Here is a 16,248-nt window from a genome sequence, read left to right as displayed (position 1 = left end):
CAAGTTGCGTGAGGGCACGCGAAAGCTACCCGTCAGCCCCGAATTCCAGGCACAAAAAAGCCCACTGACCGTCACCGGTTCAGTGGGCTTTTTGACTGGGCGTCTGGTTACAGAGCCATATCAGTTGCAGCGTTTGCTTTCGGCGCTTTTGGCGCTTCAGCCGGGGCAGCTGCCGGGGTCGCTACTTGACCGATCGCCGGTGGCGGGGTCAGTTGCAGGACCTTGGCGGTGTAAGCCCACTCTTGTGCAACCTTCTCAGGACTGCCATTCAGCTGAGTGCCGTAGCTCGGCACGATCTGGTGCAGTTTTTCCTGCCAGGCCGGCGAAGCGACCTTGTCCTTGAACACTTTCTGCAGCACGGTCAGCATGATCGGCGCAGCGGTCGAGGCACCTGGCGATGCGCCCAGCAGGCCGGCGATGGTGCCGTCAGCGGAAGCAACGATTTCGGTGCCCAGTTTCAGCACGCCACCGGCGGCTTCATCACGCTTGATGATTTGCACGCGCTGGCCGGCTTGCCACAGGCGCCAGTCTTCAGCCTTGGCGTTCGGGAAGTATTCTTTCAGGGCGTTGAGGCGGTCTTCGTCCGACAGCATCAGTTGACCGGCAAGGTACTCGACCAGCGGGTATTCCTTGATGCCGACCTTGGTCATTGGCCACACGTTGTGCGTGGTGGTGGTGGTCAGCAGGTCCAGGTACGAGCCTTCTTTGAGGAACTTGGTGCTGAAGGTCGCGAATGGGCCAAACAGGATCACGCGCTTGCCGTCCAGGACACGGGTGTCCAGGTGCGGAACCGACATTGGCGGTGCGCCAACGGAGGCTTTGCCGTAGGCCTTGGCCAGGTGTTGCTCGGCGATGGTCGGGTTTTCGGTGACGAGGAACGAGCCGCCGACCGGGAAGCCTGCGTATTCCTTGGCTTCAGGAATGCCGGACTTCTGCAGCAGGTGCAGGGCACCGCCGCCCGCGCCGATGAACACAAACTTGGCGTCGGTTTCGGACTTGCTGCCGTCTTTCAGGTTTTTGTAGCTGACGCGCCAGGTGCCGTCTTCGTTCTTGGTGATGTCTTGCACTTCGCTAGACAGTTTCAAGTCGAATTTCGGGGTGGTTTGCAGGTGCGCAACGAACTGGCGGGTGATTTCGCCGAAGTTCACGTCGGTGCCGATCGGGGACCAGGTGGCCGCGATTTTCTGGTTCGGGTCGCGCCCTTCCATCATCAGCGGAACCCACTTGGCGATTTGCGCCGGGTCTTCCGAGTACTGCATGCCGGCGAACAGCGGGCTCGCTTGCAGGGCTTCGTAGCGCTTTTTCAGGAACTTGATGTTGTCATCGCCCCACACGAAGCTCATGTGCGGTGTGGAGTTGATGAACGAACGCGGGTTTTTCAGCACGCCTTGCTGAACCTGCCAGGCCCAGAACTGACGGGAGATCTGGAACGCTTCGTTGATTTCAACGGCTTTCGGGATCGAGACATTGCCCTTGTCGTCTTCCGGGGTGTAGTTCAACTCGGCCAGGGCGGAGTGACCGGTACCGGCGTTGTTCCAGCCGTTGGAGCTTTCCAGGGCGACGCCGTCGAGGCGCTCGATCATTTCCATCGAGGTGCCAGGTTCCAGCTCATTGAGCCATACACCGAGGGTCGCGCTCATGATGCCGCCGCCGATCAGCAGCACATCGACTTTCTTTGCCTCTTCCGCGTGGACGGACGTGATCCCCATCGACAAAGCCAGCCCCAGCAGGGCCGTGTTCATTTTCTTAAACATCTTGTAGCACCTTTGATAAAACGTCATCCGCCCTTCCATCCTCACGACGAAACCCTTGTTTCACACGGCATTCAGGCAAATGTCGTGGGGGCTCGCACATGAGATCCGGAGGGTGGGCACACAAGGCCGACGTGATCCATCGACCTCAGTTTATATGTCCCTACTGAACTGACTTTTTATCTTTATTGGCTTCAGCTGCTTGAGCGACAGTGATTCTGTTGGCGCGTCTCGAGAACACGCAAACTGAATAGGTCAAACCAAGTTGAGGTGAAGAATATCACGCCGGAGCAAACCCGCGCGTCTGTTCCCGACCTGATAGTCCGAACACGCGCGCCGGGGCCACTATACTCAACCTGTTTTTTCGATGAACCGGTGAGGAGCAGTCATGAGCGATAAAAACGATCTGCGCAAATATTCCTCTCAAGTGGTCGATGGCGTGGAGCGTGCGCCCGGTCGCTCGATGCTGCGTGCCGTGGGTTTCACCGACGAGGACTTCAAGAAGCCGCAGATCGGCATCGCCTCGACGTGGGCGATGGTCACGCCCTGCAACATGCACATCGACAAACTGGCGGTCGAAGCCGAAAAAGGCGCGAATGCCGCCGGGGCCAAGGGCGTCATTTTCAACACCATCACCATTTCCGACGGCATCGCCAACGGCACGGAAGGCATGAAGTATTCGCTGGTGTCACGCGAGGTGATTGCCGATTCCATCGAGGTCGTGGCCGGTTGCGAAGGCTTCGACGGCCTGGTGACCGTGGGCGGTTGCGACAAGAACATGCCGGGCTGCCTGATCGGCATGGCGCGGCTGAACCGCCCTTCCATCTTCGTCTATGGCGGGACGATTCGGCCCGGTGCCGGTCACACCGACATCATTTCCGTGTTCGAAGCCGTGGGCCAGAATGCGCGTGGCGACATCAACGAAATCCAGGTCAAGCAGATCGAGGAAGTGGCGATTCCCGGTCCCGGTTCCTGCGGCGGGATGTACACGGCCAACACCATGGCCTCGGCCATTGAAGCGCTGGGGATGAGCCTGCCCGGTTCCAGCTCTCAGGACGCTGTCGGCAGCGACAAGGCCTCGGACAGTTTCCGCGCCGGCCAGCAGGTCATGGAGTTGTTGAAGCTGGACCTCAAACCACGGGACATCATGACCCGCAAAGCCTTTGAAAATGCGATCCGCGTGGTCATCGCCCTCGCCGGTTCGACCAATGCGGTGCTGCATCTGTTGGCCATGGCGCATGCCGTGGATGTCGAGTTGACGCTGGATGATTTCGTCGAGCTGGGCAAGGTCTCGCCGGTCGTGGCCGACCTGCGCCCCAGCGGCAAATACATGATGAGCGAACTGGTGGCCATCGGCGGCATTCAACCGCTGATGAAGCGCATGCTCGCGGCCGGCATGTTGCATGGCGATGCGATGACGGTGACCGGCAAGACCCTCGCGGAAAACCTCGAAAACGTGGCGGATTATCCGGAAGGCCAGGACGTGATTCTGCCCTTCGACCAGCCGGTGAAAAAGGACTCGCACCTGGTGGTGCTGCGCGGCAACCTCTCGCCCACTGGCGCGGTGGCCAAGATCACCGGCAAGGAAGGTTTGCGCTTTGAAGGTACGGCGCGGGTCTACCACGGCGAAGAAGGTGCGCTGGCCGGGATTCTCAACGGTGAAGTGAAAGCGGGCGACGTGATCGTGATTCGCTACGAAGGACCCAAGGGCGGCCCGGGCATGCGCGAAATGCTTTCGCCGACGTCGGCGGTCATGGGCAAGGGGTTGGGCAAGGATGTGGCGTTGATTACCGATGGCCGTTTTTCCGGGGGTTCCCATGGTTTTGTGGTGGGGCATATTACGCCGGAAGCATTTGATGGCGGGCCGATTGCGTTGATCGAAGACGGCGACAAAATCACCATCGATGCCGAAACCCGGCAGATCACGGTCGGCGTTTCCGATGCCGAACTGGCCGAGCGCAAAACCCGTTGGGTGCGGCCTGAGTCCAGGTACAAACGCGGGGTGTTGGCGAAGTATGCGAAGACGGTGTCCAGCGCCTCCGAGGGTGCCGTCACCGACAAATACCTTTAATGCTTTGATTCTGTATCGTTTGAGCGATTGCCATCGCGAGCAGGCTCGCTCCCACAGTTGATCTTCGCGTTGACGCAATCAATGTGGGAGCGAGCCTGCTCGCGATGGGGTCCGGTCTGGCAACATCAATGTTGAATGGATATCACAGCCGAAACCGATCCACCGACTGCGACAATTTTCCCGCCAGCGCCGACAGGTCATCCGTCGTCGAGGGTGCCGTCACCGATAAATACTTGTAGGAGCCGGCTTGCTGGCGATGCTAACAACGCGGTATCCCGTCAAACCGAGTTGCTCCTATCGCCAGCAAGCCGGCTCCTACAGGTTCGTGTTTATTTTCAGAGGCGAAACCGATCCACCGACTGCGACAATTTCCCCGCCAGCGCCGACAGGTCATCCGTCGTCGAGGGTGCCGTCACCGACAAATATTTGTAGGAGCCGGCTTGCTGGCGATGCTAACAACGCGGTATCCCGTCAAACCGCATTGCTCCTATCGCCGGCAAGCCGGCTCCTACAGGGTCGTGTTTATTTTCAGAGGCGAAACCGATCCACCGACTGCGACAATTTCCCCGCCAGCGCTGACAGCACATCCGCGCGTAACGCGTCGTGCATCATGTCGGCTTCGAGGTGATTGCGCAGCGCGGTCATGCTGACCTCGTTGTCATTCACTGCGGTCGCCATTTGCGAATTTCCCAGGTAACTGACCAGGCTCATGATCACGGCCGTGAGCAGGCCGGTGCCGATCAGCAAGAGCAAGCGTAATTTTATCGACACGCTGTGGGTCTCCTGTCAGTGGGTGCGGCCATTCGCGCATGGCTTCTGAACAGGTTATCGACTGCGTCACAGCGCAATTGAAGGGCTATTTGCGTTCGTGCGGTTTTTACGACATGCGGTAATTCCCCCTGGCCATGTTCGTTTTTTTCTCAGTGCATGTTAGGTTGTACGACGACTGATGAATGATCTTTATGTTCATCACTCGATCACCCACAACAACAAGGAAACACCCATGAAAAAAGCGAAATTGCTGGTTGGATTTCTGTGCCTGTTCAGTGGCTATGTCGCGGCCGCCCCGTCCGCCGCTGAAAAAGACGTGGCCCAGGCTGTCGACCACCTGACCCAGGCCATGCTGAAAAAGAACATTTCCGAACTGAACGCTCTGACCGCCGAAAACCTGACCTACGGGCATTCCAGCGGGAAAATCCAGAACAAGCAGGAATACATCGCCGACATCGAAACCGGCCGGAGCGCCTTCAAGACCCTCGAAATGCAAAACCAGACCATCACCCTGTCCGGTGACGTGGCGTTGGTTCGCAACCATTTCTCGGCACAGGCGCTGAAAGGCACTGAAGTGATTCCGACCGAAATCGAGAACTTCCAGATCTGGCAGAAGCAGAAAGGCCACTGGCTGCTGGTCGGGCGTCAGGCGTTCAAGTTCTGATTTCCGTGTAACCGCTGTAGGAGCGGGCTTGCTCGCAAGGATTTATGAGCGACGCGTTTGTTCAGGAAATACGCGTAATCGTTGACGTCCATCGCGAGCGGGCTCGCTCCTACAGGGGTCCGTAAACGACCGTTGATCCGCGATTTTGGCGTGCAACCGATAAAAACATATTTTTATGCTTAAATTGATATTGTCGAACAATCCCACTTCCCGAGGGTGCCGTCATGAATATCAAGATCCTGGCTTTAATGTTGTTGGCGTTCTGTGCTCAACCGGTCTGGAGTCAGACGCCGCCCGCCTCAACGGCTGCGCCTGACAGCGTTGCATTGACCACGCGCCTGGCCTTGCGCGACCTGTGGGTCGAACATGTGTTCTGGATCAGAAATTACGCCATCGCCAATCAGGCTGCCGACAAGCAGCAAGCCAAAGTCGCCGCAGATCAGGTGGTCGACAACGCAACCAAAATCGCCAATAGCATCGCCCCGCTCTACGGTCAGCCTGCTGCCGATCAGTTGCTCAAATTGCTGGCCGGTCACTGGGGCGCGGTCAAGCATTACAGCGATGCAACTGTCGCCAAAGACAACAAAGGCAAGCAAGCCGCAGTCGCGGACCTGACCAGCAATGCCAAGGCGATTGCCGCGTTCCTGGCCAAAGCCAACCCCAACTTGCCTGAAGACACGCTGGTTGCCATGCTCGGTGCTCACGGGGGCCATCATGTCGCGCAGATCGATGAACTCGCCGCACACGATTACGCGGGCGAAGCGCAGACCTGGCACATGATGCGCGGCCATATCCTGACGCTGGCCGATGCGCTGACGGCGGCACTGGTCAAGCAGTTCCCGGACAAGTTCTGACGTCGGGCGAGGACACACCATGCTGGAAGGACTGGGCCGGACACAGCAAGACCTGCTCAATGCGCTGCTGCACCACGCGAGTGGCATGAGCATTGACGAGTTGGCCGAACAACTGGCCGTCACGCGCACTGCGATTCGCCAGCATCTGGCGGCGCTTGAGCGTGACGGCCTGGTGTTGCGGGGCGAAACCCGGCCGACGGGCCGGCGGCCAGAGCAACTGTACCGGCTCACCGACCATGCCAAGGAGCAGTTTCCTCGCCAGTATCAAATGCTGGCGAGTGTGCTGATCGATGAAGTGGCCGGCATCATCGGTCCCGAAGCGCTGGCCACGCTGATGCGCAGCATGGGCCGAAAACTGGCGCTGGATCGTGAATCGCAGGTGGTCGACGAAGCCAGGATCGTGCAGCACATGAACCAGGCGGGATACCAATCAGAGGTGTTTTTTCGCTCCAGCGGTGACCCGGAAATCGTCGCGCACAACTGCGTTTTTCACCGACTCGCAGAGGCCCATCCGGTGGTCTGTGAACTGGACCTGGCCTTGATCGGCACGCTGGGCGGCGCAGAAGTCGATCACACGGAATGCATGGTGCGCGGCGGTAACGTCTGCCGGTTCAAGCTTCGACCAACCGCAGAAACGGCCACAGGGCCCGATAACGTGCGGCCTTCTGAGCAAACAGATCCGGTTGATGATTGAGCCGTCTTCGACATCGCCCGGATCGTAAGACGCGTACACCTCACCGCCTCCCTACCAAGGTCGAGGCAGCGTTGGCCGAATGGCATCCGGCGAAGTCAGAGATTGCAGTGGCGATCCTCTCAAAGGTAGTATTGAGAACGATTCACACTAACATCTGGAAAGCCAACCGGTGCAAGTTCCTCCGACCAGCAAGCTGGGCTTCTTTTTCAGCGACCATCATCGCTGGCTGCTGCAGCATATCCAGCGGCGCCTGCGCAATCACGCGGACGCCGAGGACACCGCCGCCGATACGTTTTGCCAGATGCTGGTGGCCCGGGTAGACCCCGACAGCATCGAACAACCTCGCGCGTACCTGTCGACCATTGCCCGACGCCTGATCTTTGACCGTCATCGCCGGCGCAAGCTGGAACTGGCCTACCTCGAACGCCTGTCCACGCTGCCTGAATCGTTCACCCCCTCCCCTGAAGAACAGTTGCAACTGATCGAAGCCCTGGTCGCGATCGACCGGGCGCTCGACGGCTTGCCACTGGTCGTCAAAGCCACGTTCCTCTACAGCCAGCTGGACGGTCTGAGCTACGTGGCGATTGCCCACAAAATGGGGCTTTCGGAACGCACGGTCAGCCGCTACATGAAACAGGCGTTGCGTCAGTGCTACCTGAGCGAGTTGGCGCCATGAGCACGCCGCGCCTTGATCCGGTCAGCGAGCAGGCCATCGACTGGATGGTGAGCCTTCGTGCCGGCAAGCCCGATGCCGCACTGCAAGAACGGTTCAACGCATGGCTGGCGATGGACCCCGCACACGCACGGGCCTGGGCCACCTTGCAGGAACGCCTTGGCGGTTCCTTCAACACGATTCGTGCCCTGGATCGGCGTCTGCCCGGTCAAGCCAACGAAGCGCGGCAACTGCTGTTGCAGCCTCATGGTTCACGCCGCGATGCACTCCGCGTGATCGCGGGCCTGGGCCTGCTGGGCGGCGGCGCGTGGCTCGGCATTCGCAGCCCGCTGGGTGACTCGCTGCTGGCGGATCTGCACACCGGTCGTGGCCAACGTCAGGATTTCACGCTGGCCGACGGCAGCCGCCTGAGTCTGAACGCGAACAGCGCGGTGGACCTGCGCTTCGATGACAAGCAAAGGCTGGTGATTCTGCGCCACGGCGAACTGGTGATTCAGGTGGCGGCCGACCCCCTGCGTCCGCTGCGGGTACGCACCGCTCAGGGCGAAATACGGGCACTGGGCACCCGTTTCCTGGTGGCTCAGGAACAAGACGCGACTCGCGTTGTGGTGCTGCAACACTCCATCGAAGCCCGTCTGTTCGACGGCACGACACTCGACCTGCAGGAAGGTCAATCGGCCTTGCTGTATGCAGGGAAAATTGTCCCGGTGGCCGGCGATCAGCGTCATCGCGCCGATTGGCTCAGCGGGCGATTGAACGTGCTGGACGATCCTCTGGAACACGTCGTCGATGCGCTACGCCCGTACAGCCGGGGTTTTGTCCGCGTGGCTCCCGAGGTTCGCGGCTTGCGCGTCCAGGGCGTATTCCCGTTGAACGATCCGGATCGGGTGTTCACGGCCCTGGCGGAAACCCTGCCGATTCGCGTGGATCGCTACAGCCCATGGTTGACGCTGATACGTGCAAAAGAGTCGCGCTGATAAATTTTTTTGAAAATAACTCTCATTCGTGTCCGGTTTTCATTTCTCGTCCCACCTATCTCCTGACACTTCCACATTTTCAGGAGAACGCTGTGTTCAACCCGTGGCCCCATGCCCTTTCCGCCGCTGTCGCCCTGGCAACCCTGGCGAGCCCTGCCCTGTCGCAGGCGCAAGACCTGATGTTCAACCTGCCGGCCGGCCCACTCGCCAGCACGCTGAATGCCATCGCCAGCCAGAGCGGTCATATCGTTTCATTGGAGCCTTCGCTGGTGCAGGGCAAACAAGCCCCGGCAGTGGTCGGCCAGATGCCTGCGGAACAGGCGATGCAAAAGGCGTTGTCGGGCAGCGGCCTGCAATTGCGAGTGACCGGGCAAGGTAACTTCAGCGTCGAGCCAGCCCCGGACAACAGCGCGGCGTTGCAGTTGGGCGTGACCAACATCGTCGAACGCAGCACCGACGCCACCACCGAAGGCTCAGGCTCCTACGCTGCGCGGGCGGTGACCATCGGCAAGGGCACCCACACCCTCAAGGAAATCCCGCAGTCGGTCACGGTGATGACCCGCAAGCAAATGGACGATCAGGATATCGTCGATCTCAAGGACGCGGCCAACAAGACCACCGGCCTGGTCGGCGCCCAAGGCGTCGGCAGAGGCCTGATCCTGAGCTCGCGCGGTTTCCAGATCGATGACTGGCAGTACGACGGCGTGCCGATTCCGCGCAACTATTACTCGCTGGGCAACTGGGCCACGCAGGACCTGATTTTCTTCGATCGCATGGAAGTGCTACGTGGCGCGTCCGGCCTGCTGCAAGGCACCGGCAGCCCTGGCGGCGCGGTCAACCTGGTGCGCAAACGCGGCCAGGCCGCACCGATAGTGACCCTCACCGGCAAGGCCGGCTCATGGGACCACTACGGTCTGCAACTGGACGCCGGCGGGCCGCTGAACCAGGCCGGCACCGTGCGCGGGCGCTTCATTGCCGACCAGGACGACAGCCACTCGTTCGTCGATTCCGAATGGTACAAGACCACCTCGCTGTACGGCGCGCTGGACTTCGACCTGCGTGAAGACACCACCCTGGGCCTGGCAGTCAGCCAGTCCGACGGCGAATCGCGCTCGAATGTCCGCGGCTTCCCCCGCTACGCCGGCGGTAAGCCCATCGACCTGCCGCGCAGCACGTACACCGGGGCCAAGTGGAACCATTCGGACATCGATGTCACCACGCTCTACACCGACCTGGAACACCGTTTCAACGACGATTGGGCCTTCAAGGTCGGTGCCGTGCGCATGACTGAAACCAATAAAGCGAAAAACCAACGGGTGCAATCCAGTGGCAACGGCATCAATGCCGATGGCAGCGGCGTGCAGTACGCTGACTTCGTGACGGACATGGACTCCACCAAAGTTGCTCTGGACATGAACCTCAACGGCAAATTCGAAGCCTTGTCCATGCAGCAGGAAATCATGGTGGGCGGTAACTACTCCAAGTACACCTCGGATGACAAATTCGCTCGGACCTTCAATAACAGTGCCGACACCATCTTCGACATTGATCACAACCGTCCCGAAATCAGCTACGACGGTTTGCTCAATAGCCCCGGTGGCCGTGGGACACCGAGCAAATATGACATCCGCCAAAAAGGCCTCTACGGCAGCTGGCGGGTCAAGCCGATTGATCCGCTGACCCTCGTGCTCGGCTCACGGGTCAGTTGGTACGACTACAGCTATAAATCGTGGCGCCAGGACGCGACCAGCATTACCGCCGATCCTGAAAGCACCAGCAACGAAAACGGTGAAGTCACCCCCTTCGCCGGTATCGTCTATGACTTGAGCCGCGAATGGGCGGTCTATGCCAGCTACACCGACGTGTTCACGCCGCAAACCGAACGCAGTACAAGCGGCTCGGTAATCAAACCGATCATCGGTACGAACTACGAGTTGGGTCTCAAGGGCGAGCTGATGGAGGGCCGGGTCAATACGTCCCTGGCGTTGTTCCGTTACGACCAGGAAAACCGCGCCACGCTCGATATGGAGGGTGGGCAAAACTGCGACGGTTGGTACTGCTCGAAGGCATCCGGCAAAGTACGCAGCCAGGGGCTCGACGCCGAAATCAGCGGCGAAGTGCTGGACGGTCTGCAACTGTTTGCCGGTTATACCTACAACACCACCAAGTACCTCAAGGACCCGGACAACGAAGGCAAAGTCTTCAGCTGGTGGACGCCGAAACACATGCTGCGCGTCTGGGGCAACTACCAGTTGGGTGGCGACTGGAGCCGTGTGAGTACCGGCCTGGGCTTCACGACCCAAAGCCATACGCTGGGTTACGACCACGTCGTCAACGTACCGGGCTACACCGTCTGGAATGCCCGTGTCGGCTACCAGCTCTCCTCGGAGATCGAGCTGGCGATGAACGCCAACAACCTGTTCGACAAGACTTACTACACGGCGGCCTACAACCAGATCAACGGCAACAACAACTACGGTGAACCACGCAACGTGATGTTCAGCGTGAAATACACGCCGGAGTTCTAACACCACCGTTCGACCATCAACGCCCTCCTTCCGGCTGCTGTCGCAGGGAGGGCCGTTTCAGGGTCATTCAATTTCCAACGGTATCGCAAACGTTCTTTTATTATTCTGCATCGCGACAAACGTCTTGAACTGCTTGATATTTCCGAAGAAAAACAACTCTCTGGTTAATTGTTCGTACTCACTCATGTCGCGTACATTCAACACCAGCAAAAAGTCAAAATCCCCCGTCACATAATAAACCTGCTGAACTTGCGGACAACTCACAAAGCGCCGCTTTATCTCATCCAGCAAATCGAGTCTTTCATTCTCTAGTTTAACTTCGACGATAACGGTAATCGGTCGGCCGACCGCTGCCGGGTCGACAATACTGACGTTATATCTGATCACTCCTGCCGCTTCGAGGGCGGCGATTCTTCTATTGACTGCCGAGGGAGACAGGTTCACGCCCTCAGCCAGTTCCCGCTGGGAAATCCGGTTGTTTTCCTGAAGGAAGTTGAGAATTTTGCGGTCATAGGCATCTAGCTGCATAGGGGAACTCCTTCACCTGGGGCCCAGCCATTACAGCAGAAAAGGCACCTGGACGCTCATTCGTTGCGCACAAACCCTTGTACCAACGCACTTGGCCTGAGCGCCGCGCAACAAAATGCTGAAAACGCAACGATGGTGCGTTTGACGCCGCGATTTTCGAGCAATCGTGCGCCCCCTGAGCATTAGCATCGTTTTATCCCACCTGCTTGTCAGGCAAGGGCTGCGCTCCACCCGCCGAAAACAATAAAAACGGAGAATGCATGACTAACGCCATCTCACCCCCAATCGCAGCTTTTAGTTTGGTACTGCCCCACCACTTAACCGATGGGAGTTTCACGATGAACAGTGCTCAAGAAAGTCGAGTTGACCGCCGTATCATTTCAAAGGCCGGTCGTTTTCTTATCGTTGGCGCAGCCAGTCTTATCTTCAGCCTCGGCATTACCGGCGCAGCGAGTGCAGCCAGCCTGGCAGAGATAAACACTCGCGGCACACTTAACGTTGCAACCGAAGACAGTTATTACCCTTTCGAATTCATAAAGGACGGTGAGTCCGAGGGTTTCCATAAGGACGTTATCGCGGAGCTGCGCAAGTACGCTCAATTCAAAGTGAATCAGGACATCATGCCCTGGACCGGCCTGCTGGCGGGTATCACCTCCGGGAAGTACGACGCCGCCATCACCGGTGCCGGTGTTACGGAGGAACGCCTGGGCGCCTTTGACTTCGTGGCACCGGTCGCCCCTGAGGTCTCGCATTACATCAAGCGCGCAAACGATGACCGCATCAAAAGCGTCTCGGACCTTTCCGGGTTGATCGTCGGCGTGCAGGCCGGTGGTGCGCAACTGGCCCGACTGACGCAGCTGGATGCAAAGCTCAAAGCCTCCGGCGGCTCCATTGGCAAGATCGTGCAGTACCAATCCTACCCGGAGGCGTATGCCGACCTGGCGAATCACCGGCTCGACTACGTTGTGAACTCGATCGTGCCCGCCAACATGCTGGTGAAGGAACGTCCACAAGTGTTCGCCGTTGGCGAGGCCACTTCGAGCATGGGCTACATCGCCTGGCCAGTGGCCAAGGGCAACAAGGAGCTCCTCGATTACCTGAGTGGTTTTGTGAACCACTTGCGTGACACCGGCAAGCTCGCCGAACTACAGAAAAAATGGCTCGGACAATCGTTCGATGACCTGCCCCACGAGTCGATTACTTCTGCGCCACAGTTCACTCAACTGACCGCGAAATAACCTGAGAGCCGCCATCGTTGGCGCAAGAAGTGTCAGCGATGGTCAGGTCAGTAGATCGTTCTTTTGACCCGGCAGGTAGCCGACGGCCAAAAGACTTGTTCGAAGGATGTTTTCAATGCAAAGCAGTGACTGGATCACGCTTGTGTACGCGGCCTGGACGACCCTTTGGGTGTCCGGCATTTCTATCGTGCTCGGCATCATTCTGGGGCTGGTTGTTGCCATGTTGCGGGCGGCAAAAATCCCGGTCTTGAGCCAGGCCCTCGCTGTCTATGTCAGTTTGATCAGGGCGACACCGATGGTCACGCTGGTGCTGTTTCTGTTTGTGATTGCGCCCTCCATCGGCTGGGAAGTTGACGCCCGGGTGGTGGCCATTGCCGCCATGACCCTCAACACCACGGCGTTCAACGCCGAGATCTGGCGCAGCGCCCTGACCAGTTTCTCGCGCGAACAACTGGAAGCGGCAAAAGCCGCCGGCATGACCACGGGGCTGACACTTCGCCGCATCATGCTCCCGCAGATGTTGACCACCAGCCTTCCCGGGCTTGTGAACGAAATGTCCCTGTTGGTCAAAAGCAGTCCCGCGATCGCCATGATCGGCATTGTGGACCTGACGCGCGTGACGAATCGGATCGCTGCCGTCACTTACGATCCGCTTCCTCCCATCCTCGCGGCGGGCCTGCTTTACATCGTGATCATCGGTGGACTTGTCCGCTTCCAGAGAATTGCAGACTCGCGCGCCAAGCGCCTGGCCATGTAGGGGCTCCCATGAACGGAATTAAAATGCTGTGGGACAACCTGGACGTGTTCGCGGCCGGGCTGCAGAACACACTCATACTCTTTGGCGTGTCGTCTGCCTGCTCATTTATGTTGGCCTGCGTTATCGCTTTCCTGCTGGAAGGACAGGACAACCTGTTTCGACGGCTTGTTCGCTGGGCGTTGGACCTGATGCGAATGCTGCCCTTCCTGATCTTCCTGTACCTCCTTTACTACGGGCTTCCCAACCTGGGTATCAGCCTGGATGTATGGTCGGCGGGTTTCATTGCCCTGATTACGTATCACGGTGCTTATTTCGCCGAGATCCTGCGGGCGGCGAGAACCGCGCTGCCCGCAGGCCAGGCGGAAGCGGCCTATGCCCACGGCTTCGTCAACTCAAACATGTACTGGAGGATTCTCCTCCCGCAAATGGTGATGCGTTCCGGGCCGCTCTTTGGCAACCAATTGGTCTGCCTGCTGAAGGACACCGCCTTCCTGTCGATCATCACTTTGATGGATCTGACGGCTGCGGCCTCTGCTGTACAAGCCAAATATTTTGTTCCGCTGCCGCCCTTCATATTCGTGATCGCACTGTATTGGTCCATCACCCTGTTGGTTGAGGCATTACTTCGTCGCCTGGGTCGCCGAGCGCAGAAAAGAGGATTGGTCCATGAATAAGTCCGCCCCGGTCGTTGAAATCCGCGACCTGCATAAACACTTCGCCGGCATTGAGGTGCTTCGCGGCATCAACCTCAAGGTCGAGCGAGGACAGACTGTCAGCATTCTGGGCTCTTCCGGCTCAGGCAAATCCACCATGTTGCGTTGCATCAACTGGCTGGAAGTGCCTGATACCGGTGAAATCTACATCGGCGGTGATCGCATGGGCGTTAAAAGTGGCGGCGGCAAAGCCATGTCCAATCGCGAACTGGCGGCGATGCGCGCAAGAACCGCCATGGTGTTCCAGAGCTTCAATCTCTGGCCCCATCTGACGGTGCTTCAGAATGTCACCGAGGCGCCCATTCATGTCATGGGTGTCAGTCGCAAAGAGGCCAATGATCAGGCGGTTGCGCTGCTGGAGAAAGTGGGCCTGTCACACAAACACGATGCTTATCCCTGGTCGCTGTCAGGAGGCCAACGGCAGCGGGTTGCCATTGCGCGAGCCTTGGCGATGAACCCGCAAGTCATCTTGTTCGATGAGCCGACATCTGCGCTCGATCCAGAACTGGTCGGGGAAGTCCTGGCGGTGATGCGTTCACTGGCCGAGGACGGTTTCACGATGGTCATCGTGACCCATGAAATGGAATTTGCCCGCGCCGTCTCCAACGAGGTCGTGTTCATTGAAAAAGGACAGATCATTGAAAGAGCGGCACCGGAAAAATTCTTTACCAACTCAGACAGTGAACGCGTTCGCCAGTTTTTAGGGCGCTACAGAACGACCACGGCATGACTGCCCCTGGAACTCGCCAAAACGCGCACGCCTTTTCTCCAGCGTTACAAGGAACCGCTATGTTTTTCGCTAACCCACGCGCCTCTCGCTGCACCTACCCAAAACACCTTCAGGACATCATGAGTGTCGACGCGGCCCATGAGTCACGAGACTGGCTATCGAGTTGGGAACACCTGAACCAAAAGGCGACACCGCTGTGGGAACTTCCGGGCATGGCTGAAGAACTCGGCGTGGCCGGGTTCTGGGTCAAGGACGAATCGACACGTTCACCCCTGGGCAGCTTCAAGGCACTCGGCGCACCGATCGCGTTGATCCGGCTGATTCTGCGGCTGATGCCCCATGAATCCTTTGATCCCAAAGGGCTCATCACCGGTCAATATCGGCAGCGCCTGCATGATTTCACGGTCATCAGTGCCACTGACGGCAATCACGGGCGAGCCCTGGCTGCTGCGGCTCAAACCGTCGGCTGCCAATGCGTCATCGTTTTGCATGCCAACGTGAGTACGGAGCGCGAGGCGGCCATTGCCGCGTATGGCGCCCGCATCATCCGGGTAGAAGGTAACTACGACGAGTCGGTGGAACATACCGCCGCCGTGGCAGAACAAAACGGTTGGCCGGTGGTGTCGGACACCTCGTATGAGGGCTACGAGATCGTCCCTCGCGACGTGATGCAAGGCTACGGCACCATCGCCGCCGAGTTGATCGAGCAAACCACGGGCAATGCCCAGGCGGCCTGCCCTTTCACCCACGTGTTCCTGCAAGGGGGGGTGGGAGGCATGGCAGCGGGCATCAGCAGTTACCTCTGGGAAATTTACCAGGAACAGCGTCCCGTCTTCGTCATGGTCGAACCCCGGCAAGCGGATTGCCTGTACCAAAGTGCGGTTCAGGGCCTGCCCGCCAAAGCAACAGGCTCGGTGGACTCGGTCATGGCGGGCCTCGCCTGCGGCGAAACCTCTCCCCTCGCCTGGCGATTCCTCGAACCGTGCGTAGATTTTTTTATGACCATCAGCGACGACGACGCCGTGTCTGCCATGCAGCAGCTGGCTCACGGCAGTCCGACCGACATTCCTGTGGTGGCCGGTGAGTCGGCGGTGGCCGGTCTGGCAGCGCTTCAAATCCTGCTATGCGATTCGGCAACAGCCAAAACGGTCGGCATCGACCGAGACTCCCGAGTGCTCATCATCAGTACCGAGGGTGCGACGGCCCCGTCGGTCTACGAGCGCCTCGTGGGTGAATCCGCGCAAGCGGTCACTGCCCGTCAGCACCGATGGCAGCTACAAAAAAATGTGTGATCAACAG

14 protein-coding genes and 1 pseudogene are annotated in these 16,248 nt (G+C 58.9%); 12 read left to right on the top strand and 3 right to left on the bottom strand.

Translation table 11 applies throughout. The features are described 5' to 3' along the window. Window positions 1-107: 107 nt before the first annotated feature. Window positions 108-1,754: a malate dehydrogenase (quinone) gene (gene mqo, locus IB246_RS00620; RefSeq protein ID WP_032832742.1), complete on the bottom strand. Its 1,647-nt coding sequence runs from the start codon at window positions 1,752-1,754 to the stop codon at window positions 108-110. A 385-nt stretch (window positions 1,755-2,139) separates the two neighbouring features. On the opposite strand from mqo, the gene ilvD reads away from it, so the two are divergent. Next, entirely contained in the window at window positions 2,140-3,822 is a 1,683-nt protein-coding gene (gene ilvD / locus IB246_RS00615) for a dihydroxy-acid dehydratase (RefSeq protein ID WP_008042755.1), read from the top strand. A 549-nt stretch (window positions 3,823-4,371) separates the two neighbouring features. On the opposite strand, the pseudogene IB246_RS00610 reads toward ilvD, so the two are convergent. Then, window positions 4,372-4,593, bottom strand: a pseudogene (locus IB246_RS00610) (hypothetical protein); the annotation flags it as partial. A 232-nt stretch (window positions 4,594-4,825) separates the two neighbouring features. On the opposite strand from IB246_RS00610, the gene IB246_RS00605 reads away from it, so the two are divergent. From IB246_RS00605 to IB246_RS00580, 6 genes are all read left to right on the top strand, one after another. Beyond that, on the top strand, window positions 4,826-5,257 hold the full coding sequence (locus IB246_RS00605) for a nuclear transport factor 2 family protein (protein WP_008032405.1): 432 nt from the start codon (window positions 4,826-4,828) through the stop codon (window positions 5,255-5,257). Between the two features lie 224 nt (window positions 5,258-5,481). Continuing rightward, entirely contained in the window at window positions 5,482-6,111 is a 630-nt protein-coding gene (locus tag IB246_RS00600) for a hypothetical protein (protein ID WP_008042751.1), read from the top strand. A gap of 19 nt (window positions 6,112-6,130) precedes the next feature. Continuing rightward, window positions 6,131-6,805, top strand: a complete 675-nt coding sequence (locus IB246_RS00595; protein WP_008042749.1) for a helix-turn-helix transcriptional regulator — start codon at window positions 6,131-6,133, stop codon at window positions 6,803-6,805. A gap of 169 nt (window positions 6,806-6,974) precedes the next feature. Next, entirely contained in the window at window positions 6,975-7,481 is a 507-nt protein-coding gene (locus IB246_RS00590; protein WP_008042747.1) for a sigma-70 family RNA polymerase sigma factor, read from the top strand. Beyond that, entirely contained in the window at window positions 7,478-8,455 is a 978-nt protein-coding gene (locus IB246_RS00585) for a FecR domain-containing protein (protein WP_008042746.1), read from the top strand. The genes IB246_RS00590 and IB246_RS00585 overlap by 4 nt, the downstream gene beginning before the upstream one ends. A 92-nt stretch (window positions 8,456-8,547) precedes the next feature. Next, window positions 8,548-10,983 (top strand): TonB-dependent siderophore receptor, encoded by a 2,436-nt coding sequence (locus tag IB246_RS00580; RefSeq protein ID WP_192229981.1) that lies wholly within the window; start codon window positions 8,548-8,550, stop codon window positions 10,981-10,983. A 63-nt stretch (window positions 10,984-11,046) separates the two neighbouring features. On the opposite strand, the gene IB246_RS00575 is transcribed toward IB246_RS00580, so the two are convergent. Further along, window positions 11,047-11,511 carry an Lrp/AsnC family transcriptional regulator gene (locus IB246_RS00575; protein WP_008032416.1) on the bottom strand — a complete coding sequence of 155 codons (465 nt, stop codon included), beginning with the start codon at window positions 11,509-11,511 and terminating at the stop codon, window positions 11,047-11,049. A gap of 260 nt (window positions 11,512-11,771) precedes the next feature. On the opposite strand from IB246_RS00575, the gene IB246_RS00570 reads away from it, so the two are divergent. The 5 genes from IB246_RS00570 to IB246_RS00550 all read left to right on the top strand — a co-directional run bounded on the left by IB246_RS00570 (window position 11,772) and on the right by IB246_RS00550 (window position 16,241). Beyond that, a complete protein-coding gene (locus IB246_RS00570) occupies window positions 11,772-12,749 on the top strand; it encodes a transporter substrate-binding domain-containing protein (protein ID WP_225608988.1) in 978 nt (325 codons plus the stop codon). A gap of 115 nt (window positions 12,750-12,864) precedes the next feature. Then, complete coding sequence (locus tag IB246_RS00565) at window positions 12,865-13,506, top strand: amino acid ABC transporter permease (RefSeq protein WP_008042731.1); 642 nt, start codon at window positions 12,865-12,867, stop codon at window positions 13,504-13,506. A gap of 8 nt (window positions 13,507-13,514) precedes the next feature. Continuing rightward, window positions 13,515-14,180 (top strand): amino acid ABC transporter permease, encoded by a 666-nt coding sequence (locus IB246_RS00560; protein ID WP_008032420.1) that lies wholly within the window; start codon window positions 13,515-13,517, stop codon window positions 14,178-14,180. Beyond that, window positions 14,173-14,949: an amino acid ABC transporter ATP-binding protein gene (locus IB246_RS00555; protein ID WP_008032422.1), complete on the top strand. Its 777-nt coding sequence runs from the start codon at window positions 14,173-14,175 to the stop codon at window positions 14,947-14,949. The genes IB246_RS00560 and IB246_RS00555 overlap by 8 nt, the downstream gene beginning before the upstream one ends. 59 nt (window positions 14,950-15,008) lie before the next feature. Further along, window positions 15,009-16,241, top strand: a complete 1,233-nt coding sequence (locus IB246_RS00550) for a diaminopropionate ammonia-lyase (RefSeq protein ID WP_008042730.1) — start codon at window positions 15,009-15,011, stop codon at window positions 16,239-16,241. Window positions 16,242-16,248: the final 7 nt, after the last annotated feature.

It is taken from the genome of Pseudomonas sp. PDM01 (assembly GCF_014852325.1).
GTDB lineage: Bacteria > Pseudomonadota > Gammaproteobacteria > Pseudomonadales > Pseudomonadaceae > Aquipseudomonas > Aquipseudomonas migulae.
The sequence above is the reverse complement of the archived record's forward strand: the minus strand, read 5'-3'. Positions and strand labels throughout refer to the sequence as shown.